Source organism: Lyngbya confervoides BDU141951, from assembly GCF_000817775.3.
GTDB lineage: Bacteria > Cyanobacteriota > Cyanobacteriia > Thermosynechococcales > Thermosynechococcaceae > Lyngbya > Lyngbya confervoides.
The window spans coordinates 99,735-121,445 of record NZ_JTHE03000106.1; the positions used below are offsets into that span (position 1 = coordinate 99,735).

General features: G+C 54.5%; 19 protein-coding genes. 15 read left to right on the plus strand and 4 right to left on the minus strand.

Annotated features, from left to right (window positions below; all coding sequences use genetic code 11):
- Nucleotides 1-33: 33 nt before the first annotated feature.
- Nucleotides 34-1,395, minus strand: a complete 1,362-nt coding sequence (locus QQ91_RS19080) for a DUF697 domain-containing protein (protein ID WP_166277471.1) — start codon at nt 1,393-1,395, stop codon at nt 34-36.
- On the minus strand, nt 1,392-2,867 hold the full coding sequence (locus QQ91_RS19085) for a DUF697 domain-containing protein (RefSeq protein WP_166277473.1): 1,476 nt from the start codon (nt 2,865-2,867) through the stop codon (nt 1,392-1,394). The genes QQ91_RS19080 and QQ91_RS19085 overlap by 4 nt, the downstream gene beginning before the upstream one ends.
- 205 nt (nt 2,868-3,072) lie before the next feature.
- On the opposite strand from QQ91_RS19085, the gene QQ91_RS19090 reads away from it, so the two are divergent.
- The 11 genes from QQ91_RS19090 to QQ91_RS19140 all read left to right on the plus strand — a co-directional run bounded on the left by QQ91_RS19090 (nt 3,073) and on the right by QQ91_RS19140 (nt 11,014).
- A complete protein-coding gene (locus QQ91_RS19090) occupies nt 3,073-3,300 on the plus strand; it encodes a hypothetical protein (protein ID WP_166277475.1) in 228 nt (75 codons plus the stop codon).
- 108 nt (nt 3,301-3,408) lie between these two features.
- The gene (locus QQ91_RS19095; RefSeq protein ID WP_166277477.1) at nt 3,409-4,014 is read left to right on the plus strand and encodes a pentapeptide repeat-containing protein; all 606 of its coding nucleotides are present in this window, start codon (nt 3,409-3,411) and stop codon (nt 4,012-4,014) included.
- Nucleotides 4,015-4,064: 50 nt separating this feature from the next.
- Nucleotides 4,065-5,486, plus strand: a complete 1,422-nt coding sequence (atpD, locus tag QQ91_RS19100; protein WP_166277479.1) for a F0F1 ATP synthase subunit beta — start codon at nt 4,065-4,067, stop codon at nt 5,484-5,486.
- 55 nt (nt 5,487-5,541) lie between these two features.
- Nucleotides 5,542-5,925: a F0F1 ATP synthase subunit epsilon gene (locus tag QQ91_RS19105; protein WP_166277482.1), complete on the plus strand. Its 384-nt coding sequence runs from the start codon at nt 5,542-5,544 to the stop codon at nt 5,923-5,925.
- Nucleotides 5,926-5,988: 63 nt separating this feature from the next.
- Entirely contained in the window at nt 5,989-6,291 is a 303-nt protein-coding gene (locus QQ91_RS19110; protein WP_166277485.1) for an AtpZ/AtpI family protein, read from the plus strand.
- A gap of 19 nt (nt 6,292-6,310) precedes the next feature.
- Entirely contained in the window at nt 6,311-6,613 is a 303-nt protein-coding gene (locus QQ91_RS19115) for an ATP synthase subunit I (protein ID WP_166277488.1), read from the plus strand.
- Nucleotides 6,614-6,783: 170 nt separating this feature from the next.
- Entirely contained in the window at nt 6,784-7,488 is a 705-nt protein-coding gene (locus QQ91_RS19120) for a F0F1 ATP synthase subunit A (RefSeq protein WP_166277491.1), read from the plus strand.
- The gene (locus tag QQ91_RS19125) at nt 7,481-7,762 is read left to right on the plus strand and encodes a F0F1 ATP synthase subunit C (RefSeq protein WP_166277493.1); all 282 of its coding nucleotides are present in this window, start codon (nt 7,481-7,483) and stop codon (nt 7,760-7,762) included. The genes QQ91_RS19120 and QQ91_RS19125 overlap by 8 nt, the downstream gene beginning before the upstream one ends.
- A gap of 3 nt (nt 7,763-7,765) precedes the next feature.
- Nucleotides 7,766-8,587, plus strand: coding sequence for a F0F1 ATP synthase subunit B family protein (locus QQ91_RS19130; protein WP_166277496.1), 822 nt, complete (start codon nt 7,766-7,768; stop codon nt 8,585-8,587).
- Nucleotides 8,571-10,130 (plus strand): alternate F1F0 ATPase, F1 subunit alpha, encoded by a 1,560-nt coding sequence (locus QQ91_RS19135; RefSeq protein WP_166277499.1) that lies wholly within the window; start codon nt 8,571-8,573, stop codon nt 10,128-10,130. The genes QQ91_RS19130 and QQ91_RS19135 overlap by 17 nt, the downstream gene beginning before the upstream one ends.
- Nucleotides 10,130-11,014, plus strand: coding sequence for a F0F1 ATP synthase subunit gamma (locus QQ91_RS19140; protein ID WP_166277501.1), 885 nt, complete (start codon nt 10,130-10,132; stop codon nt 11,012-11,014). Before QQ91_RS19135 ends, QQ91_RS19140 begins: the two co-directional genes overlap by 1 nt.
- A gap of 29 nt (nt 11,015-11,043) precedes the next feature.
- Here QQ91_RS19140 and QQ91_RS21745 read toward each other — a convergent pair whose 3' ends face one another.
- Nucleotides 11,044-11,334 carry a Nif11-like leader peptide family RiPP precursor gene (locus QQ91_RS21745; RefSeq protein ID WP_166277504.1) on the minus strand — a complete coding sequence of 97 codons (291 nt, stop codon included), beginning with the start codon at nt 11,332-11,334 and terminating at the stop codon, nt 11,044-11,046.
- A gap of 568 nt (nt 11,335-11,902) precedes the next feature.
- Here QQ91_RS21745 and QQ91_RS19155 point away from each other — a divergent pair.
- Nucleotides 11,903-12,265 (plus strand): DUF5335 family protein, encoded by a 363-nt coding sequence (locus QQ91_RS19155; RefSeq protein WP_166277507.1) that lies wholly within the window; start codon nt 11,903-11,905, stop codon nt 12,263-12,265.
- On the opposite strand, the gene QQ91_RS19160 is transcribed toward QQ91_RS19155, so the two are convergent.
- Complete coding sequence (locus QQ91_RS19160; protein WP_250833408.1) at nt 12,262-13,977, minus strand: iron uptake porin; 1,716 nt, start codon at nt 13,975-13,977, stop codon at nt 12,262-12,264. The two genes, QQ91_RS19155 and QQ91_RS19160, sit on opposite strands and share 4 nt — an antisense overlap.
- A gap of 607 nt (nt 13,978-14,584) precedes the next feature.
- Between QQ91_RS19160 and QQ91_RS19165 the strand changes: the two genes are divergently transcribed.
- From QQ91_RS19165 to QQ91_RS19175, 3 genes are all read left to right on the plus strand, one after another.
- A complete protein-coding gene (locus QQ91_RS19165) occupies nt 14,585-15,358 on the plus strand; it encodes an SDR family NAD(P)-dependent oxidoreductase (protein WP_166277513.1) in 774 nt (257 codons plus the stop codon).
- 529 nt (nt 15,359-15,887) lie between these two features.
- Nucleotides 15,888-18,959 carry an amino acid adenylation domain-containing protein gene (locus tag QQ91_RS19170; protein ID WP_166277516.1) on the plus strand — a complete coding sequence of 1,024 codons (3,072 nt, stop codon included), beginning with the start codon at nt 15,888-15,890 and terminating at the stop codon, nt 18,957-18,959.
- A 53-nt stretch (nt 18,960-19,012) separates the two neighbouring features.
- Entirely contained in the window at nt 19,013-21,703 is a 2,691-nt protein-coding gene (locus QQ91_RS19175; RefSeq protein WP_166277518.1) for a hybrid sensor histidine kinase/response regulator, read from the plus strand.
- The last annotated feature ends 8 nt before the right edge of the window (nt 21,704-21,711 follow it).

A 21,711-nucleotide genomic window follows, 5' to 3' on the forward strand; every position in this document is an offset into this window, starting at 1 on the left:
CAAAGGTGAGAATCCTGTGAGCGTCGTTCCCCCTCAAAGGTGATCTCCGTCACAGGAGTCTGCAGGTGAAGCGACCGGATTTGGGGTGTTGGGGGAGGCCTCAGCCGGGGCGATCTGGCCCAGTTGGGCCAGCAGTTCACTGGCTCCCCAGGGCATCCAGGTACAGCCCTCGCGCAAATAATGCTGGGTGGCAGCCCCCACCCTTTGCGTACCATACAGGGCCGCCAGTCCCTGCACCATGGCGGTGCTGGCCCACAGCAAGGCCCCGCTCAGATTGGTCAGATCTCCGGCCACGGCATGGCCCAATCCCAACAGCAGACCCGAGCCTAACTCGCATAAAAGCAGCCCAAATCCACTAAAAAAGAGGGTTCGCCACAGCGCTTCCACATTTTGCCGGGCCGTGGGCAGGTTGTAGAGTCTCACCAGCGATCGCACGAGCAGCAGATCCAGCAGTAGGCTCAGGGGCACATCGATCCACGCCAGTGGGATCAGGGCCACCGCACCAGCCTTGAGGAGGGCAAACCGCAGTTGCAGATCCTGGGCAGCCGCTTCCTGCTGTTTAAGAATGGATTGCGCCATCGCCCGCTGGGCCACTTCCGCCTGCTGCAGCGTATTTTTCAGAAGACTTTGGACCCCCTCCTGCTGTAAAAAGTGAATTAGTCGCTGCCGTAATTCCTCCACCTGAGGCGGGGGGATTCGCCATTCCTCCGTAATTCGACCGTCGGGCCACTCGTTGCGAACCTGTTGGGGGGCTGGGTTAGCAGCTGCGCACAGGATATCCGCAGGGCGGATCCAATGCTGGAGAGACACCGGCCTTAAGGCGTCCCAGATCTGCAGCGGCGTCAACTGGGGATAGAGGTCCGATTTATTAGACACCAGCAGCAAGGGCTTCTCCGTGATCTGCAGCTGTGCCAGGGACGCTAACTCCGAGGCGTTGGGCTTTCCGGCAATCACAAACAGAAGGACATCGGCCGTTTGGGCAATCTCCATCGCCATCTGTGCCCGCGTGGCCCCCTCAATTTCTCCAAGGCCGGGAGTATCCACCAGTTCAATGTGCCATTCGGCCCAAGCGAACTCCTCTGGAAAGGGCTGCCAGCGCACTGACCGAGGCCATTGGGTGACACCGTTGAGCGCCCCAATCGGCAAGAGGGGCTCCCCCAGCAGGGCATTGAGCAGGGCAGACTTTCCCCGGCTGACATAGCCAAAGACGGCAACCTGTAAGAGGCCCTTTCCCACCTTATGGCGAAGGGTTTTCAGCTGTGCCACATGGGGCTGCAGATCCGGATTCAGCGCAACCTGTAGGCCATCTTCGTACTGCCCGAGACACTGCTGCAAACAATACAGGGTGCGATCGCGCAGGGGCGAGGCCACCCCAGGCAGAGGGGCCTCTGTCATACCGCTGCAGGTTGGATCTTACGGAGACCCTGGGTTACCAGTCCCTTTAAAAAATCACCCCGCTGATGTTGGGCAAAAATTCGCTCAACAATCTGGCTGATCTGGGAAAGGCAGAAGCGACCCGAGGGTCCCTGTTCCCCCTGCAGACTCATCGCTTCAAAATGCTCAATCAAGCTCAGTCCAGCAATCTGCGTCAGGTAGGCAATACTGAGGCCCTGAATAAAGCCCCCCGCCACGTAGGTAGCCGCGTGACTTTTGAGGACGGCCCCCAGCAGTTGACTCGATAGCTCAATTAGGCCCAGCTTGAGCAGCGTTTGGGCCAAAATGGCAGCAATATTTTGAGCTTCGTCGAGGCTAAATTGATGCCCGTACAGCGCACCTAAATCGGTCACCAGCTTCCCCGTAATCGCCGCGGCGGCAATCATATCCGTGGAGGGCAGCGGGCTGGCAAAGGCCGCTGAGGCGGAAATCCACTGATACTTTTCCAGAAGGGGCAGGGCGCGCTGACGCCGCAGCGAGTTCAAGCATCGCTGGATCTCCTGCTGAAGCTGCTGGGCCGATCCGTAGATCTGTTGCCAGATGATCTGCTGACGCGACTCGGCTTGAAACTGTTCGGCGAACGCCTCCCAGAGGGGCTGGAGTTGGGGGCAAGGCTGCTCAGAGACTTCCTGGACCTGGCCCTCCGCACCATGGCGTCGCACCAAAATTGGATGAGGCTGAACGGCCACGGTCATGACATGGGCTGCAGCCACGCTGCCCTGGAGGTTCTGCCGTAACTGTTGTAACAGAGCCTCTTGCTGCGGGGGCAGAAATTGATCGCCCTTGTTCAACAGCAGCAGCAGGGGTTTGCGGTGCGATCGCAGGGCCTGAATCCGACGTTGCTCAGCTTCAGTGAGATCTCCCTGGGTCATGAACAGGATGAGATCCGCCTGGGCCAGATCCACTGGCAGCGGGGCTTCAGAACAGTCACCCGTTCCGCCCTCGCTGAGGACATAGGCTTGAGACTGCTGGGGGAGCCAATGGGTTTGCAAATGGCGCACCAGGGTTGTTTTGCCCACGCCCTGTTCTCCCACTACGACAATCCGCACCACCGTGCGATCGCACTCTGCCTTGAGCTGCGCCACTGCTGCCCGAAAGGGCTGGGTCAGGGCGAGGGGACTCCCAGCCTCAGCTTCCAGGGTGGCAAGCGAGGATTCCAGGGCCATCCATTGGTGGCTAAGATGGTCCTGGGTCAGCACATCGGGGCGCTGCGCCAGCGGAAGGGGCCGAGGCCGAAACCGATTCCAGATTAAAAAGGCTCCCAGGCCCAAAACAGAAAGCTCAGTCACCAGGGATCCGCCAGGTCCATGGGGAAACAGCAGGAGGCCAGCTAAAGCAGTGCCGCCTAATCCCCAAAATTTCATAGATTTAGCTGAAAATAGGTTCAGCGAGTCTGTGTTCAGGGAAACCGCCTCCTGTTGTGGCATCGTCATAGCTTTCCGTAAATACAACCGTAAATCTAGCTTACCAAGCTTAGGGAATCCCCCCGGTTCACAACCAGGGTCTGCCCCAAGTCAAGCTTTCTTGAGAAGATTGACTTCTGTATCGTTTATCACATTTTTACGGGGTTTCATGTCAATCTTAAATTGGCAACGGTATAGTTTGATCCAGTAGTCTCAAAAGTTCCAAGAGTCAACGATGAATGTTAAGAAACAAGCGCGGGAGCGGTTGACCCAAGACCGAAAACAGGAAGAACATCTCCATGAGAATATGGTCAGTCGGGCACAATCGGAACCCCACGAGATAGAGGAGGAAACCCTGGCGGAACAGGCGCGCGAAATCCTGGCGGAGAAGCGTCTCCATGAAAAGCAACTAGAGCAATCCATGCTCGAACGCGCAGCCGAAGAAGTCCGCCCCAAGGATTAGCCTTTAAAATAAAAACTCGCCTAAGCAGTCAGGGGGATGTAGGGGGGGTGACCTCCTAGGGGTTTAACTTAGAGCGTGAATCTTGAGGCATCGTGCAGGATTTGATTCATGAATGCAATTCCGTCATCGGACAAGGTATCCATTACGGCTACGGAGTTAATAGATCGCTACCGGGCAGGAGAACGAGATTTTCGGGGCATTTGCCTCTTATCTGGCTCCGACTTGAGCGGTGTTTGCTTGAGTGGCATTGACTTAAGCCGTTCCGAACTCCAAGGGGTTAACTTTTCCCAGGCTTCCCTTCGCGGCGCAAATCTCAGTGAAGTGAATCTGAGCGAAGCAAATTTGAGCGAGACAAACCTGGCAGGTGCATCGATCAGTGGATCCACCTTGAGTCGCACCATTTTGACCGGGGCGCATTTAGGGGAAGCCGATCTCAGCGGGTCCCTACTGCTTGAAGCGGAGATGAGCAATACCCTGCTGCACCTCACCTGTCTATCGGAGGCGGATATGCGCGGTGCCAATTTGACGGGCGCTAAAATGTGTGGGGCACGACTTTGGAAGGCCAACTTGCACCAAGCCATTCTCAATGGCGCAGATTTATGCGACGCCAATCTCTGTGAAGCCAATCTGAATCGGGCCAGTATGGAGATGACCGAAACCAGCGAGACCACTTTAACCGGAGCGGTGATGCCCGATGGGTCGGTTCACCCTTAAAATGGGGTCTCCTCAAGGGGGTCTCCTTTAAAGCGGGTTTACTTTTTTAAATGCCATCCCCCGCAAACAGGCCAAAGGCGCAAAGATTATCCCCAGATCAAACTGGCCAGGGGATTGTTTTGGCGGTTAGGGGCAGCGTCATTGATGTGTCGTTTCCCCAAGCGTTGCCGAAACATCATCATCTGCTTCGTCTGGCGCGGGCACCAAAGATGGCCTTAGAAGTGATGACCTATTTGAGTGCGACGGTGGTGCGAAGTATTGCCCTGACCCCAACCCAAGGCATTGCCAGGGGCGATCGCGTCATAAACACAGGCCACCCGATCCAGGTTCCCATCGGCCCTCAACTGCTGGGGCGAGTCTTCAATGTGTTTGGAGACACCATTGATAACCAACCTCCCCTAGAGGGAGAGAGTCAGTCGATCTACGCTCGCTCGGTGCCCCTCAGTCAACGCAGCACCACCACTGAAATTTTAGTCACGGGGATTAAGGCCATTGATCTGCTGGCTCCCCTGGAGCGAGGCAGTAAGGCCGGGCTGTTTGGGGGGGCGGGGGTCGGCAAAACCGTATTGATCACCGAGATGATTCACAACATCGTGAGTCGCTATCAAGGCGTCAGCATTTTCTGCGGGATTGGTGAGCGATCGCGCGAGGGCGAGGAGCTTTACCGCGAAATGCAGGAGGCCGGGGTTTTGGAGAATACTGTCATGGTGTTTGGCCAGATGAATGAGCCACCCGGATCGCGGTTTCGGGTGGGCTATGCGGCCTTGACCATGGCAGAATATTTTCGAGATCAGGCCCATCGAGATGTGCTGCTGATGATTGATAACGTGTTCCGCTTTATCCAGGCTGGTGCAGAGGTTTCGGGACTGATGGGGCAGATCCCCTCGCGGGTCGGATATCAGCCGACCCTGGCCACGGAGCTCGCAGAACTGGAAGAACGAATCTGCAGTACCGATCGCGGAGCCATCACCTCCGTGCAGGCAGTCTATGTGCCAGCCGATGACCTGACGGACCCGGCAGCGGTGCATATCTTCTCGCACCTTTCGGCCTCCATTGTCCTGTCACGAAAACGGACCAGCGAGGGGCTGTACCCCGCCGTGGATCCGCTCCAGTCTGCTTCAAAAATGCTGTCGCCGAGCGTGGTGGGCGATCGCCACTATCAAATTGCCCAGGCCGTGCGCAGAACTCTGGCTGAATACGAAGATCTCAAGGACATCATTGCCATGCTAGGGTTAGAGGAGCTGGCCCAACAGGAGCGCCAGACGGTGTATCGAGCCAGACGATTGGAGCGCTTTTTAACCCAGCCCTTTTTTACGACGGAGCAATTTACCGGCGTTCCAGGGCGGTTGGTGTCCCTGCAGGACACCCTAGAGGGCTGCGAGCGCATCCTGGCCGATGAATTTTCCCAGGTTCCAGAGCAGGATCTGTACCTGATTGGTCGCATTCAAGAGGCGCAGTCTCGTTCCACCTGAACCCTTCTTTCCCCTGAACCTTCTCGGATAACGTCCTTTGGGTCTTTCCTTTGCCATGCAGCTTACGGTTTGCTTACCCCAAAAGATTCTCATCCAGACTGGGGTGGTCAAGGTCACCGCAGAATCTGCCCACGGTTTATTTTGTTTACTGCCCCGTCATATTGACTGCCTGACGGTTTTAGTCCCCGGCCTGTTAACCTACCTGACGCCAGAGGGATCGGAGAAGTTTTTGGCCATTGACGAGGGGATTTTGGTGAAGTGCGGAGAGCAGGTGCGAGTCTCTACCCGCCACGGCATTCAAGGTCAGGATCTGCTGGATCTACAGCGACAGGTTCGTCAACATTTCCAAACTTTAGATGAACAAGAACGACGAACTCGCGCGGCCCTGGCAAAATTAGAGGCAGGTCTGGTGCGACACTTTATCACCGATCTGTCCTAGCAGGCTGTCTCAGGAGTCGGCTACTAGGCTGTCTCACCGTGAGCTCGTGAACGGAGCGCTGCCATGTCTCAATTCCCCTCTCGTCCCCCCGACGAAGATTCCTTTCAGCAAACGGTGACCCACAAGGCCGATCGTAAGCACCGGGCGCGCCAGGGCAGAAAGCGAGTCTGGTTTGGGTTGGGCCTGTTTGGGTTGGTGGGCTGGTCTGTGACGATTCCGACCCTCTTGGGCCTTGCCCTGGGCCGTTGGCTAGATCATCATTTACCCAGTCGCTATTCCTGGACGCTGATGCTGCTGGTGCTTGGGATTGGGTTAGGCTGCTGGAACGCCTGGTACTGGATTCAGAAGGAAAGCCGCCACGAGTGAGGCGGAATGAGACTGCACTATGATTCATCTGCCCATTCCGCTGATACTCACCCTCGTTTGGGGCGGACTGTTGGGACTACTGTACTTTGGGGGTCTTTGGTGGACGGTACGAGAGATTCATCGGGCCAAACGTCCCTTCCTGCGGGTCGCCGTGAGTTATCTGCTGCGTTTGGGAGCCGTCCTTGGTGGGTTTCACCTGATTTTACAGCGGGCAGAGTCGCCCCAGATTCTGCCCCTGTTGCTCCTCAGCTTTGTCGGGTTTCTAGGCAGTCGTACCCTGCTGATTCAAGCCCTTCGTCCTCGGGATCGCCCAAAAACTTGACTCCTTAAAACTTGACTCCTTAAAACTTGACTCCTTGAAACTTGACCCCTTGAAACTTGACAAGTTGTTGAGTTCTCTTTAGCCCCTTAGAGACCTGTGGGAGAATAGCCTTCAACTTTGGAGACGATATTTCCCTCCCAGGTTATTCAGGCGATCGCCGCGTCAGCACCATGAATGTGACCCCGGATCAAATCATCCTCTGGCAATGGAGAGCCTTGCGGCTGAATGCCACCCTTCTATTTACCTGGATGGTAATGGCCCTACTGGTCTTCGGAGCAATCTTGATCACGCGCAATCTGAGCGGATCTCCCCGCATCCGGCGAGGACAGAATCTCCTAGAGGTTCTAGTTTTAGGGATCTGTGAGCAAATTCGCGACGTTAGTAACCAGAACCCCGAGCCCTACCTCCCCTTTGTGGGCACGCTGTTTATTTTTATCGCAACTTCTAATCTGTTAAGCGTGATTCCGGGATATCAGCCCCCCACCGGATCGTTGTCCACAACCACCGCCCTAGCCCTCTGCGTGTTTTTTGCCGTTCCCCTCTATGGGATTCGTCACCAGGGTCTGAAAGGCTATTTAATGCAATACCTGCAGCCGACCCCCCTCCTGTTACCCTTTAATATCGTGGGGGAAATTTCACGCATTATTGCCCTGGCAGTGCGCCTGTTTGGAAATGTCATGAGTGGCACCATGATTGTGGGCATTTTGCTATCAGTGATGCCGCTATTCCTGCCGGTGGTGATGCAGATGATGGGACTCTTAACGGGGTTAATTCAGGCCTATATCTTTGCAATTTTGGCGATGGTTTTCATTGCTGCGGTCACTCAAGTTCAACAGTCCAACCCCCAAGGCGATCAGGAAAAATGGCATGGATAACATCGCACTGATTGGCATGGCCTCCATTGTGGTGGGAGGCTTAACGACGGCCATTGGCTCCATTGGCCCGGCGCTAGGGGAAGGCCGAGCCCTATCCCAGGCCTTAAGCGCCCTGGCCCAGCAGCCGGATGAGGCCAATACGATTACTCGCGTTTTGTTTGTCGGCATGGCTCTGGTGGAATCTACGGCCATTTACTGCTTTGTGATTACGCTGATTTTGCTATTTGCCAATCCCTTCTGGAACTATGTGGTTGAGCAGGGGGCAGGGGGCTAGCGGGTGTTAATTGATCCCATCACGACCTTTGCTCAAATTGTCAATTTTGTTGTTTTAGTGGCCCTGCTGAAGCGATTTCTCTATGCTCCGATTCTGCAGGCCATGCAAAAACGCGAGCAGGCTATTCATGGACAATTGCAAGCGGCGGCGCAAGATCAGGCCATCGCCCAGGCAGAGGCCAGCCGTTACCGTCAGCTTCAGCAGGAATTTGCTGACCAGCAGGCCAGTCTGGAGCACCATGCCCAACTCGAAGCCGAGGCCTATCGACAATCCCTCCTGCGGGAGGCCCGTCAGGAGGTTGAGGTGCGCAAAGGGAGATGGGTCTCAGCCCTCCAGCGGGAGCAGCGCAGCGTCCTCAAGTCCCTGCGTCAGCAACTGGGGCTGCAGGTGATGCACACGGTGCGCCAGATTCTCCAGGATCTGGCCCAAGCCCATTTAGAAGCGCAAATGGTCAACGTTTTTACCGAACGACTCAGGCAGCTTCCCTCGGAGGAACGTGACCGGCTCCAGCGGGTCCTGGATCAGCCCCATCCCCCCGTGGTTTACTCCACCTTTGCGATCGCCCCCGACCAACAGGCTCAGATTGCGGAGGCCCTATTCTCCCAGGTTCCGGCGTTGCAGGAGGTCCAGACTTCCCTGCAATTCAAGCAGCAGTCCCAATGCCTCTGCGGGCTAGAGCTGGTGCTTCCCGGCTATAAATTAGCCTGGACGGTGGATGCTTACCTGGACCACCTTGAAGAAACCATCGCCCAGCTTCTCGATCAGCAAGATCTCTCCCTCCCCTTAACAGATGCATCGGCCTCAACCCATGAGTGGTCTTCCTAGTTTTCTGCTGCCCCTGTGGGAGGATGTCACCCAGGCCTATCGCCAGGCGCCCAGGGACTATCCCTTTGATCTGCGCAGTCAGGAGGTGGGACGCGTCACCTATTTGGGACAGGGCATTGCCCGCTGTAGCGGTCTGACCCATGTTCAGTCCGAAGAGCGGGTGCTGTTGCCCCATCAGCATCAGGGCATGGCCTTCAATCTAGACCCAACGGAAGTGGGTATTATTCTCCTCCGGGACAGTCAAGACCTCCAGGCAGGTTGCGAGGTGCAGCGCACCGGGCAGGTGTTTGATGCCCCCGTGGGAGAAGCCCTCCTAGGACGGGTCCTGGACGCCACCGGAAGGCCCCTAGATCATCAGGGAGCAGTGGCCTTCTCCCAAAGGCGTCCCATTGAGCGAGAGGCCCCAGCCATTATGGATCGGGCGCCGGTCACCGAACCACTGCAAACGGGCATTAAGGTCATTGATGCGCTGATTCCCGTGGGGCGAGGCCAGCGAATGTTGATTTTAGGCGATCGCCAAACCGGGAAAACAGCCATAGCGGTGGACACCATTTTGAATCAGCGGGGGAAGAACGTTGTTTGTGTCTACTGCGCCATCGGTCAGCGGATTTCTGCCACGGCAAAGCTCATCCAGGAACTGCGCCAGCGCCAGGCCATGGACAACTGCGTGGTCGTAGTTGCCGGGGGAGACACCACGCCCGGCCTCCAATACATCACTCCCTACGCTGCCACAACCATGGCGGAATATTTCATGGAACAGGGGCGCGATGTGCTCATTATCTATGACGATCTCACCCAGCACGCCCGCGCCTACCGCGAACTCTCCTTACTATTGCGACGTCCTCCAGGGCGCGAGGCCTTTCCAGGGGATATTTTTTACATCCATGCTCGGCTGTTAGAACGAGCCACCCATCTGCGATCGCACCTGGGCGGAGGAACCTTAACAGCGCTGCCAATTGTGGAGACCGAGGCGCAAAACCTCGCGGCTTACATTCCCACCAATCTTGTGTCCATCACCGATGGGCAAATTTATCTAACGCCAAAGTTGTTTCAAAAGGGCATCTTCCCAGCGGTGGACGTGGGGAAATCCGTGTCGCGGGTGGGAGGAAAGGCCCAACGCCCAGCTTACAAAGCGATCACAGGAGACCTTCGCCTCACCTACTCCCAGTTTGAAGAGTTGGAATCCTTTGCCCGCTTTGGGACACGCCTGGAGGCGTCCACCCAACAGACCCTGGAGCGAGGACGACGGGTGCGGGCCATTTTACAGCAGCCGCAGTTTGCCCCCGTTCCCGTGGCGGAGCAGGTGGCGGTTCTCCTGGCCGTTAACCAGGGCCTCTTAGATCCCATTCCCCTGGAGCAGATGGCCCTCGCCCAGGAAACAATTCGAAGGGTGATGGTCCAGGAGTTTTCCAGCCTGTGTGATCACATTCAACAGGGCAAATCGCTGACCGCTGCCGATCAACAGCAACTGCTGCAGGCGCTGTCCCAGCAACTCCCTAAGGCCCTGGAGCTCGATCCACCTCCCCCGCAAGAGGACCGGTAATGCTCGATCCTGAACAGTTGAAGCGCGACATTCGCAGCGCGCAGGAGTTTTCCACCATTGTCAAGACCATGAAAACCCTGGCGGCGGTCAATATCCATCAATATGACCAAGCCATCGAATCTTTGCACAACTATCATCAAACGCTGGAGTTGGGGATGCAGATTCTCCTCCTCCAGCACCCGACCTTGCTTCAGGATTTAACCCTCACCACCCAACCCCGGATCGGGACGATTGTGTTTGGGTCTGATCAGGGTCTGTGTGGTCGATTTAATGAACAGATGGCGGAATTTGTGGGGCGATCGCCCCAGCTTATCGATCAAACCCCGATCATCTTAGCGGTGGGGGCAAGAATTCAAAATGCCCTTCAGGAAAAGAACCTGGACATCGAAACGAGCGTTGAGGGACCGGTTTCCGTGGAGGGTATTGCCGCCATGGTGCAAGCCGTCGTGGTCCAGGTTGAACAGTGGCGAGAGGCCCATCAGGTGGGTCAGATTTTGCTCTTTCACCATCGTCCCAGCCAGGGCGATCGCTATTTTCCATGGCAACAGACGGTGTTCCCACTGGATTTGGCATACCTTCAAGACCTCAGCGCTCGGCGCTGGCCCTCCCATTGTCGTCCCCAGGTTTTTCTAGATCGTCAACCCTTATTTTCCGCCCTGTTCCGGCAGCACTTTTTCGTCACCCTCTACCGGGCCTGCGTGGAGTCGCTAATTAGTGAAAACATGAGTCGTCTGGTTTCAATGCAGCAGGCTCAAAGCAATATCACAGAGCATCTAACCGATCTACAGCGCCAGTTTCATCAACATCGCCAAAATACGATTACGGAAGAGCTATTGACTATTATTTCCGGACTGGAAGCCTTAAACCACGAAAAAGAGGATTAAACTTCCCAGAAATTTAGGGATTGGGAAATTTAGGGATTGGGATTCGGGTCACCGCTGAAGGGCTGCACCCCCGTAACAGGATAGTCGTCGTGGGGAGGGCTAAAAATCTTGAAGACGGCTGCCGCAAGAGCACTGAAAAAGCCCGGCTTCTGCTGTAACTCAGACAGCCCCTCGTCAATATGTTCAGAGGAAAAGTCATAGCCTTCCGCTTGGGCAATGCCGACGAGATCCTCTGGATTGGCGGTACCGCTAATCTTTTCTTGCAACTGTTCGTCCTTTGAAGCCTTAGACAAGAACCGAAAGAAGTTCTCCTTTGACATCGTTGAAAACTCCAGAACCATGAATACATGATTATTATAGAAACCCTCACCCCCCCTCTCTCCGGTTTAGTTACTGAAGTTTACTCAGGAGATCTGCAAGCCCAGGAAAAGTAAACGCAATATCCTGCTACGGTCACCGTAGCGCGCCTTTCGATCTCCTGCTGGTTCAGCAGAACTCCTTGGCGAGTTTGGGCTCAAAATTTTAAGCTATATGTCTTTTTCGACGCATCCTCCAGCCCTTATCTGAGAATAAAGTCAGAGGGGAGTGCCCAGCGAGGTGATCAGAATGCGTCATACTCTGATTGATCCCAAAGATTATCGCGATTTTGTCCTGGGGGTTCTCGCTGTCCTAATTGTCTTTATCCTCATAGAGATGATTTTTACAGCGTCTGTATTGTGAGTAGGACCGTGTCAATAGAACCGCCAGCCTCTGTCCACTCGGAGCCATCCTATTGTGCTCAAGACCTTGTGCTCAAGACCTGTGCAATGAGCCGTTGAACATAGCCCAAGGCTCCGAGGACAGGCGGGGACTCTTCTGTGATTCAAGTCGGTTCACGATGGGAGTGCCATGTTAAATCAGACAATCGCCAATACTCAAGAAATCCCAAGATCACACTGGGTCGACTTTTTTAATCAGCTGACCCAGCAGTCCCGTGGTCGTCGCTACACGCTGGAAATTTGTAACGCAGACATGGGGGTACAGACCTTAGCCAAACATGCGACGTTGAGTTCCATCACCTGTGACCCACTGCAAAAAGGGGACGACATTGTGATCTCTGCAGGGCTTGAGACCCTGAGTTTCTCTCACATTGTCAGTCATCCCACGGCCCTATGGGTTGCCCAAGACTTGCAGGCTAGTCCCATTGCCTTGGAAATTCTAGATGCTGAGAATACCAAGACAATTCTGAGATTTGAGGAGGGGGCTAGCTAGAAAGAGAAGGTGGTGCGAATATACCCTTGAAATAGGGAGGGCTGATTGGCGGTATTGTTGGTTTCGGTAATCACCATCAGCCCTGGGGTGATAGAAATATTGTCATTAATCGGCAGCCGGAAAAACCCCTCATAGTTGGTCTGAGTCGCGTTATTCGGTCCAAAGGAAGCGGTTGCGGGTAAATCATGAATGAAGGGCTGCCCCACTGCAACGGCCAGAAGAGATCCGGGCTTGACTAGATCGGTCACCCCAGCCCCCGCCATCCAGGTATGGGCGGTGAAATTGATCGGTCCACCCGGAGCCGTGGCAGTTCCATCGGCCGAGGCATCGGAGTAGCCATAGCGGCCAAAGAGGCCCAACTGGCCCAGAGTCATCTCTGCGTTGACCCCAACCGCATTTTGCTCCACATCAAAGGTTTTTGAATGGGTGTACTGCAGCCGGACTGCAAAGTTATTTTTCTCGCTTTCCCCGAAGGTGTCCGCGTACTCGACCTCGGCACTTGCCTGGTATGGATCGCCAAATAGTCCCCCCCCATTGGTCGTTGCCGTTGCCGTCGCCGGATTTGCCGCAACGTAGGCGGCCCGAAGGCTCACCGGCCCCCCCTCAATGTTCCAGTTCAAGCCGCCACCAGCTCCGCCCAGGAAGTTTTGGGAAAAGGGAATGATTAAGGGATTATTCGTAAAGAAGTAGGAATTAAAATCGCTAAAGGGATTGTTGGCGTAGCTATTAAAATCTAGAAAATCGCCCGGATAAAGCTGAGGCCCGACCGTGAGGGAAAGATTATCGGTGGGTTGGAAGGTATAGGCAAGGCGAAATAGATAAAAGCTATTGGGATATTGCGTCAGAGCACTGGTGCCGCGGGTGACAAAGTAGGGCTGACCCGCGTTGCCGGAGGCATTAGGGTAGAGCGTCATGCCCAAGCCAGTGGCAGCATCCTGGCCGTTATTTCCGGCTGCCAGAGCGGTTTGCAGAAGGTCAGTTCCAGTAAAGCTGGTGTCAAAGTTGAGAATAGAGACGGCAATAACGGAGGGACGAGTGGTGCCAGTGGGAACCGCAGCACCGGTTTCAGGGTTAATCAAGCCATCCCGAGTGAGATCGCCAAACTGGGTCTGAAAGACGGCCAGTCCGTTCAACTTGGTGGTGGTGGAAAACTCATTGGCTTCGAGCTGAGCCGTTCTTGCTTCGAGCCCATCTACCTGTCCCCGCAGCGTTGATAACTCAGCCTTAAACTCCTCCTGGAGCGCACGAAGCTGATCCAACTCTGCTGGCGTTGCAACCTGATCGCTGAGGTTATCCAGGCAGGCATTGACGAGGGCCGCCATTTCGTAGCGTGTGGCCGCACGATTGCCCCGAAAGGTTCCCTCTGGGTAGCCCGCAAGACAGCCATAGCGCTCCACTAAGGACTGTAGGGCCTGATAGGCCCAGTCCGTGGGCTGCACGTCGGAGAGCTGAGACACGGAATTGACGACGCCCATGGACTCTGTTTCAGACAGCAGATCTTGCACATTAGACGTTAAGCGGGTGAGGCTGATATCTGCTAAGGGGGCGGGGGGGATTTTAGGACTGACACCGACCTTCTCCACAGCTTCGGGGGAAACGACCGAGATCGGATCCTGGTCGATGGCCTGGGAAGGAAGGGCGATCGCAACGGCAGGAACGAGGGCAACGGCGCTGGTGAGCAGAGAGAATCTAGGGGAAGCAATACGTTTCACTTTCTCACACATTGATCAGAGGAAATGGACGGCAATGGATCGGCAAAGAATCTAGAGCAAAAAGGTGGCAGACCCCAAAAGCAAAATTGCGCATGAACGTTGTTTTCAGGGAGAAACTGAGGTACTTAAAATTAGGTTCTCATTCACCTTCAGTTTTCAGACGCAAGGAGGGGCGTTATCCCAATTTTTCTGTCTTAATTCTGCCTTAGATACCCATCAATCAAATGATGAATCTAGTCTTAAGATGCCCCGACAACGTCTAGAAGTTGACATTGCCATCGGGAAATTTCTTATGCTTTTGCGCTGGACTCTTCTGGATCAAGAGAGGGTTTGATCACGATAACACTGTGGTGCCCGCTCCTTATTCTGGTCTAGGGCTTTCATCCCCTGTCTCACATACCAACACTAGAGTCTGGGGCACTTCGAAGATCCTCTCCCCGGAACCCATAGGGCCAGCCCAGCCTAGGAGGAGACCCCAACTCTGTAATCTTGTGAAGCGCTTTGGGTATCTTCAAAACACAGGGATAGAGAATATCTGTTAGACAGACGCAAATAAACCCTAGCGATCGCCTTTCCCTTCAATCTTGGTGTATACCCGTAGACTTCGATGACAACAGGACGATTCAACAATCAGGTGGTTTTGATTAGCGGTGGGGCTGGTGGGGCTGGCCGCGCCGCCTCGCGCCGCTTTGCTGCCGAGGGCGCCCAGGTAGCAATTGTAGATGTTCAACTGGACGCCGGACGTTCCCTGGTCGAAGAGATTGAGGCCTCTGGGCGTAAAGCGCTGTTTATCCCTGGGGATGTGTCGCAAGCAGCGGCGGTGCAGTCTGCAGTCCAGCAAGCCCTGGCTTATTTTGGCGAAATCAATATTCTGTTTAATCATGCCGGAACCGTCATCGTTAAACCCTTTCTCGAAACCACCGAAGCCGACTGGGACCGCCTCATGGCGATCAACGTGAAGAGCATGTTTCTCATGACGCAAGCGGTGCTGCCGGGCATGATTGAGAAGGGGAAGGGCGTCATCATCAACACGGCCTCAATTTCGGGGTTTTCCGCCTCTGCCATGGAAAGTGCCTACTGCACGACCAAAGGTGCAATTTTGCAGTTGACCCGCGCCATTGCCGTTGAGTTTCGAGATCAGGGCATTCGCTGCAATGCAATCTCTCCAGGCTTTATTCGCACCCCCCACGGGCTTCGAGAAATGGAGGAATGCGTCCGGCTCGGCATTGATTTCTCCAACGACGATATTGTGCAGAGGCAGGGACGGTTCTGTGAACCTGAGGAGATTGCCGGTGTGGCTGTCTTTTTAGCCAGTGAGGATGCCAGTTTTGTGAATGGGGCCTCGATTACCGTGGACAATACCTGGACAGCTTCAACCTAATCCCAGCCTGACACTCTCACTCCATAGACCGTCTGGCCCATAGTTTGACCTAGGGCCAACATCTGGAGCTGCAGCAGAACCGCAGCTCAGATTTTTTGTGGCGAGGTATTCCGCCCCTCAGGAGCGCCAGGAGCGGCCTCATGAGCGGGGGCTGGCGCACGGGAGTCAGCCCCGGATAGGCAACCCTGAGGGGGGGGGGGCGCATCTGGATCGTTCTCGATGTGAACAGCCTCGATCCCCCTGGGAGGGGATAGTTTTTGCTGCAAAAAAACTTGAGAACGCGGACTAGCATCTATTTTTCTTCTAAAAAACATTATTCGGTAATACCACCGATCCCGGCCATGATAGTCACCGATTATACCTGAAAAGAACCGAGATGCTTTAGGGTTTGCTGGCAGTAAAGCAGGACTCAAATCAGAAGGTTGATCCGGAATTTACACAAGCTCGCTTGATCGTTTCAGTAGCCTAAAGAATTCACTCATTGAGTCGGGGTTTTAGATTTTTTTGTTTTACCTTGTTGTTCAGACCAATGCTTGATTTGACCGCAAAACAGACCGTCCAGGATTTCTTTGAAAATCAAGTTTCGCTTTATCCTGATGCGGTAGCCGTAACCTTTCAAGGCCAGGAGTTGACCTATGCTCAACTGAATCAACAATCAAATCAGCTGGCGAGACTACTGCGGGAAAAAGGCGTGACCGCGGACGTTGTGGTGGGGGTTTACCTGGATCGATCGCTGGAGATGATCATTGCCCTCCTGGCGATTCTTAAGGCGGGAGGGGCCTATTTACCCCTGGATTTGTCCTATCCACCCGATCGTCTGCGCTATATGATCAACCACGCTCAAGCGCCCATCTTACTCACGCAACAGAGCCTGGAAACAGATTTTGAAGATCATCCCCTGGACATTCTGGCGATTGATCAGCTGGCGCTAGCTGAATATGCCCAGGATAATTTAGATCTGGACCTACAGCCGACGGACTTGGCCTACGTCATCTATACATCGGGATCTACGGGACAGCCAAAGGGCGTCGCCATGCCCCACGGGCCGCTGTGCCAGCTCATTGACTGGCAGGTCAAGGTTTCAACGGTTGGCCTGGGAGGGCGAACGCTACAGTTTACGCCCATTAGCTTTGATGTCTCTTTTCAGGAAATCTTCGCCACCCTCGCCGCTGGCGGCACCTTGGTACTGGTGCCCGATCAGCTGCGTCGCAATCCCATTGATCTGATGCGATTTCTGCGGGAAGCTGAAATTGAGCGTCTGTTTCTACCCTTTGTGGCCCTGCGTCAGCTGTCAGAAATTGCCGAGCAGGAAGCTGAAATTCCGCTGGCAATGAAAGAGATTTATACCGCAGGCGAGCAGCTGCGCATTACGGAGGCGATTGTGCGCTGGTTTGAGCGGATGCCCCACTGCACGCTGCACAATCACTATGGCCCCTCTGAAACCCATGTGGTGACCGCGCAGACCTTAAAAGGCGATCCCAAACACTGGCCCACCCTGCCTCCCATTGGACAACCCATCACTGGCACAGAGGTCTATATTCTCAATGAGCGCTTACAGCCTGTGGCGCCAGGGGTGGCTGGTGAGCTTTATCTGGGTGGCGCCTGTTTGGCTCGGGGGTATTTGCACCGTCCTGACCTGACGGCAGAGCGATTTATGGTCCACCCATTTTCGGAAAAAAGCAGTGGCGATCGGCTCTATAAAACCGGCGACTTGGCCCGATTTTTACCGGATCAATCCCTTGAATATCTAGGTCGCATTGACCAGCAGGTAAAAATTCGTGGATTTCGCATTGAACCCGGTGAGGTTGAAGGAGTCCTGGAGCGTCACCCTGAGGTGCAAGAAGCCGTGGTGCTGGCCAGGGAATATGTCCCTGGGGATAAGCGGCTAGTGGCGTACTTTGTGGCACCCGCAACGGCCCAGGGCAATGAGGCGACTCGCGTGGGGCAGCTGCGTCACTACCTGCGATCGCAGCTGCCGGAGTATATGCTCCCCTCTGCGATCGTCAGCCTGGATGCCTTCCCAATGACGCCAAGCGGCAAAATTGACCGGCGTGCCCTACCGATTCCCACCTGGAACCAGGTTAAAGATGGGTCCTACCAGGCTCCACGAACTCCCATGGAGTTTCAGCTCACGGAAATCCTGGGCCAGCTTCTGAGGATCAAGGCCGAACAGATTGGTATCCGCGATCGCTTTTGCGACCTGGGAGGCCACTCTCTGTTAGCGGTACAACTGGTTTACCAAATTAATGAGACCTTTCAAGTCCAGCTGCCCCTGGAAAACTTTCTGGCTCAGCCCACCGTTGAAGGAATAGCCTCGCAGATTCAGCAGCTCCAGGACTCTGGGGCACAAGAGATCGCTCCACTAGACCTGGAAAAAGAGGCGATTTTAGACGCTTGTATCGTGCCTCCAGACAGTTTGACAGAACCCGTCCCCGAAATATTCTTGACCGGGGCCACCGGGTTTCTCGGAACCTACCTGCTCCACGAGCTGCTCAAACAAACCCGAGCCGATGTGCACTGTCTCATTCGTGCCAGCAGTTTTGCCGAAGCCCAGGCCCGCATAGAAGGCTGCTTAAATCGCTACGGCCTCTGGCAGGAAAGTGATCGAAGTCGCATCAAGCTCGTGCTGGGAGACCTGAGTCAGCCCCGTCTGGGGATTGAGGCAGAAACCTTTACGCGTCTGGCGGAGAAGATCGATATTATTTATCACTGTGGGGCCTGGGTCAATATGATCTATCCCTACCTCACCCTCAAGGCCTCCAACGTGCTGGGAACTCAGGAGGTCCTGCGTCTTGCAAGCCAGACCAGGATTAAGCCCCTGCACTACATTTCGACCGTGGATGTGTTTGCCCTCCAGGCAGCGGACCAAATTCAAAGGATTCGCGAAACTGATCAGATTGGTCCGGCCTCTGCCTTAGCCAGTGGCTATGCCCAGAGTAAATGTATTGCTGAACAGCTAGTGGTCGCCGCAGGAGATCGGGGCTTGCCCGTGAGCCTCTACCGATTTAGTAACCTGATCGGGGATGCCACCCAGGGAGAATCGCCGATCAATAGCTTTGTCTCAAAGATGTTAAAGGGCTGTATCCAGCTTAAAATGGCCCCGACGCTCGAAGTCCTTTTGAATCTGGTGCCGGTGGACTACGTTGCTCAGGCCATTGTCTTCCTTGGACAAACCGTGAAACCCGTTGGCACGGCCTTCCACATTGCCAACCCCCATCCCATGGACTGGAGCGAGTTCATGGAGATCCTTCGGCAGACAGGCTATGACCTAGCGACTGTTTCCTACGAGGCCTGGTATGGCGAACTGTGCAAAGCAGCAACCCCTACGGCAGAAAATGCATCAACAGAAAATGCATTCACGGACAACGTATTGGCCCCTATGGCCATGATTTTTGCCAACCAGCCCTTTGTACGCAAGTCTCTCGGGGCCTTTGAGTTGGACTGCCAAAAAACGCAGGAAATCCTTGCCCAGAAGGCGATCGCCTGTCCCCCTCTGAATGCAGAGTTTCTGCAGCGTTACCTGTCGCAGTTTATTGCGGCTGGGTATCTTCCGGCTCCTGCCTCCCCGGTTCCCCCCTCCTTAATGCCTACCCCCTCTTAACCGATTGACCCGGCCTTTGATGTTGTTCACTCCCTCCTGCAGTCACCTTCCCTATGCTTAGTCGCTACCGTAAGTCCATTGGTTCAAGCCTATTTTTCAATGTCTTAAGCGGGGCCTTAGTGGGCTTAACGGCAATGTCTTACTTTTTCTACCAGGCCCTAGAGAAGCGATCCCTGGATGAAATTGAAGGCAATCTCAGTACAGAGGTGCATTTGATTGAGGGAGAGCTAGCACGGGCAGAACAGTCAATGCTCAGCGTCGTGGCGGCCACAAAAACCATGCATCAGATGGGGATTACCGACGCAGACAGCTACAAGAAAATCGTGCTGAATCTGTTCCAGAACCGTTCCAAGCTCACCATGGCGCTTAATTTTGGTCAGGCGCCCTATCAGCTCGTCCCCGATCGCAAAACCTTCTGGCCCTATTACTTTCTAGATCAGAAAACGCCCGATCAGATCGGAGAGCCCTTGCCAGCCCCCTATCAGGCGGTGCGCTATGCCGATGTTTGCGAAGTGGATCTCGATTGTCAGGAACAAGACTATTACAACATTCCCGTCGATGCAGGAAAACCTCTCTGGCTAGAGCCTTACGAATGGTCTGGCATTATCATGACGACGGCCACTGCCCCGATTTATGACACCAACCATCAACTGCTCGGGGTGGCGGGACTGGACATTAACGCAACGGCTCTGGCCAGCCGTGCCCAGGCACCAGAGCAATGGGTGGGTGGATACTATGCCATTCTCAGCGAAGAGGGCAAAATGCTGGTTTATCCGCCTAATCCGGCTAAGGCAGATCGCCTAGCCACCTATCAAGACGTTCCTGACCTCAATCGGGTTTGGACCCAGATGAGCGACAAGGCATCGGGGGTCGTTAATTTTTCAGGGCGATATTGGGTGTATCAGCGCGTTCGCGGCACCAACTGGATGATGATTGCCTCGGTTCCCCAATCTGTCGTGCTGGTGCCAGTCTTGTCCATCACAGTGGGAGGGGCCTTAGGGGCAGGCATCATTCTTGCCATCGTGGTTTATCTGTTTGTGCAACGGCTCAATCATCGATTAAAGCCAATTCTAGAGGAATGTCATAAGCTTTCGCAAACGGATGCTCGTCGGGCCGGACGAGAAGGGGAAGCCCTTGACGAATGCCAACAACCCCTGCTCAAGGCCACCTTAGGCCGTAAAGATGCTGATGAACTGGAGGTGTTGAGCGACTCATTTCACCGCATGGCAAACCAGCTCAAAAATTCCTTTGAGGAGTTAGAACTGCGGGTAGAAGAGCGCACCGCTGAACTCCAGGAGGCCAAGGAAGCGGCGGATACGGCGAATTATGCCAAGAGTGAGTTCCTAGCCAATATGAGTCATGAACTCCGAACGCCGCTCAACGGCATTTTAGGCTATGCCCAGATTATGAAACAGTCTGACAAACTAGGCAAAAAGGAGCGTCAAGGGGTTGAAATCATTAATCAGTGCGGGACTCATCTGCTCACTTTGATTAATGATATCCTGGACCTTTCTAAAATTGAAGCGCAAAAAATGGATCTGCAGCCGTCAGAGTTTCTTTTACTACCATTTCTGAATGGCGTTGCCGAAATTTGCCGGATTAAAGCACAGCAAAAAGAGATTCAATTTATCTATAAGTCCGAAGGGCCATTACCAAAAGGCATTGAAGCCGATGAAAAACGGTTGCGTCAAATCCTCATTAACCTCTTAAGTAATGCCATTAAGTTTACGGAGGTGGGGCAGGTTTCCTTCGTAGTGACCGCTCGCAAAGGAGAAACCCTAGACGCCAAGGGCAATGCCCTCTATCGCCTGGAGTTTAGCGTTCAAGACAGCGGAATCGGGATTAACCAGGCGGATCTGCATACGATCTTCCAGCCCTTTGAACAGGTGGGATCGGTCCATAAACAGTCGGAAGGGACCGGGCTCGGTCTTGCGATTAGTCAGAGAATTGCCGGAATGATGGGCAGTCATCTCAATGTCGAAAGCCAGGCGGGTCGGGGGAGTCGGTTTTGGTTTGAAATTGAGGTGCCCGAAGCCGCCCAGTTGAGCGAGCTAGAGCGGAGTAAAACGCGCGGAGACATCAGTGGGTATCAAGGGCAAAGGCGGACCATTCTTATTCTCGATGATCGCTGGGAGAATCGATCCGTCCTGATGAATATGCTTGAGCCGCTGGGGTTTAAAGTGATTGAGGCTGAAAATGGCCAGGAAGGGTTGAATCAGGCCATCGATCGCAATCCCGACTTAATTATTACCGATATCGCCATGCCCGTGATGAATGGCTATGAGTTCCTTGCGGAGCTACGTCAACGGTCTCAGTTTACCGTTGTCCCCGTGATTGTCTCCTCCGCAAATGTCTTTGAGAGCGATCGCCAGAAAAGTCTGGAGGCCGGAGCCAGCGAGTTTTTGCCTAAACCCGTACAGGCCACGCAGCTGCTCAAGGCTTTACAAACGCATTTGCAGCTGGACTGGAAGTATAAGGCTCCCCTACAGAAAGCGATGCCCGCGGCGGGAGATGGGGTTCCAGCGTCCATCACCCCGCCGTCGCAGCCGGATATTCAGATCCTGTACGATCTTTGCCGTCGCGGGTTGATCAACAACGTCATGACGGAGCTAGATCGCATCGATCAACAAGACACCCGCTATGCTGCGTTTGCCTTGGCCCTACGGCGGCTCGCCAAACAGTTCAAAACCAAAGAGATGCGGCTTTTTCTGGAGCAATATTTAGAAATGGCGACGGTCTCATAAAGCCTCAG

Bases quoted from the DNA above. Each gene is read 5' to 3' on its own strand.
- QQ91_RS19080 (WP_166277471.1), bottom strand. From the start codon at position 1,395: ATGACAGAGGCCCCTCTGCCTGGGGTGGCCTCGCCCCTGCGCGATCGC.
- QQ91_RS19085 (WP_166277473.1), bottom strand. From the start codon at position 2,867: ATGACGATGCCACAACAGGAGGCGGTTTCCCTGAACACAGACTCGCTG.
- QQ91_RS19090 (WP_166277475.1), top strand. From the start codon at position 3,073: ATGAATGTTAAGAAACAAGCGCGGGAGCGGTTGACCCAAGACCGAAAA.
- QQ91_RS19095 (WP_166277477.1), top strand. From the start codon at position 3,409: ATGAATGCAATTCCGTCATCGGACAAGGTATCCATTACGGCTACGGAG.
- atpD (WP_166277479.1), top strand. From the start codon at position 4,065: ATGCCATCCCCCGCAAACAGGCCAAAGGCGCAAAGATTATCCCCAGAT.
- QQ91_RS19105 (WP_166277482.1), top strand. From the start codon at position 5,542: ATGCAGCTTACGGTTTGCTTACCCCAAAAGATTCTCATCCAGACTGGG.
- QQ91_RS19110 (WP_166277485.1), top strand. From the start codon at position 5,989: ATGTCTCAATTCCCCTCTCGTCCCCCCGACGAAGATTCCTTTCAGCAA.
- QQ91_RS19115 (WP_166277488.1), top strand. From the start codon at position 6,311: ATGATTCATCTGCCCATTCCGCTGATACTCACCCTCGTTTGGGGCGGA.
- QQ91_RS19120 (WP_166277491.1), top strand. From the start codon at position 6,784: ATGAATGTGACCCCGGATCAAATCATCCTCTGGCAATGGAGAGCCTTG.
- QQ91_RS19125 (WP_166277493.1), top strand. From the start codon at position 7,481: ATGGATAACATCGCACTGATTGGCATGGCCTCCATTGTGGTGGGAGGC.
- QQ91_RS19135 (WP_166277499.1), top strand. From the start codon at position 8,571: ATGAGTGGTCTTCCTAGTTTTCTGCTGCCCCTGTGGGAGGATGTCACC.
- QQ91_RS19140 (WP_166277501.1), top strand. From the start codon at position 10,130: ATGCTCGATCCTGAACAGTTGAAGCGCGACATTCGCAGCGCGCAGGAG.
- QQ91_RS21745 (WP_166277504.1), bottom strand. From the start codon at position 11,334: ATGTCAAAGGAGAACTTCTTTCGGTTCTTGTCTAAGGCTTCAAAGGAC.
- QQ91_RS19155 (WP_166277507.1), top strand. From the start codon at position 11,903: ATGTTAAATCAGACAATCGCCAATACTCAAGAAATCCCAAGATCACAC.
- QQ91_RS19165 (WP_166277513.1), top strand. From the start codon at position 14,585: ATGACAACAGGACGATTCAACAATCAGGTGGTTTTGATTAGCGGTGGG.
- QQ91_RS19170 (WP_166277516.1), top strand. From the start codon at position 15,888: ATGCTTGATTTGACCGCAAAACAGACCGTCCAGGATTTCTTTGAAAAT.
- QQ91_RS19175 (WP_166277518.1), top strand. From the start codon at position 19,013: ATGCTTAGTCGCTACCGTAAGTCCATTGGTTCAAGCCTATTTTTCAAT.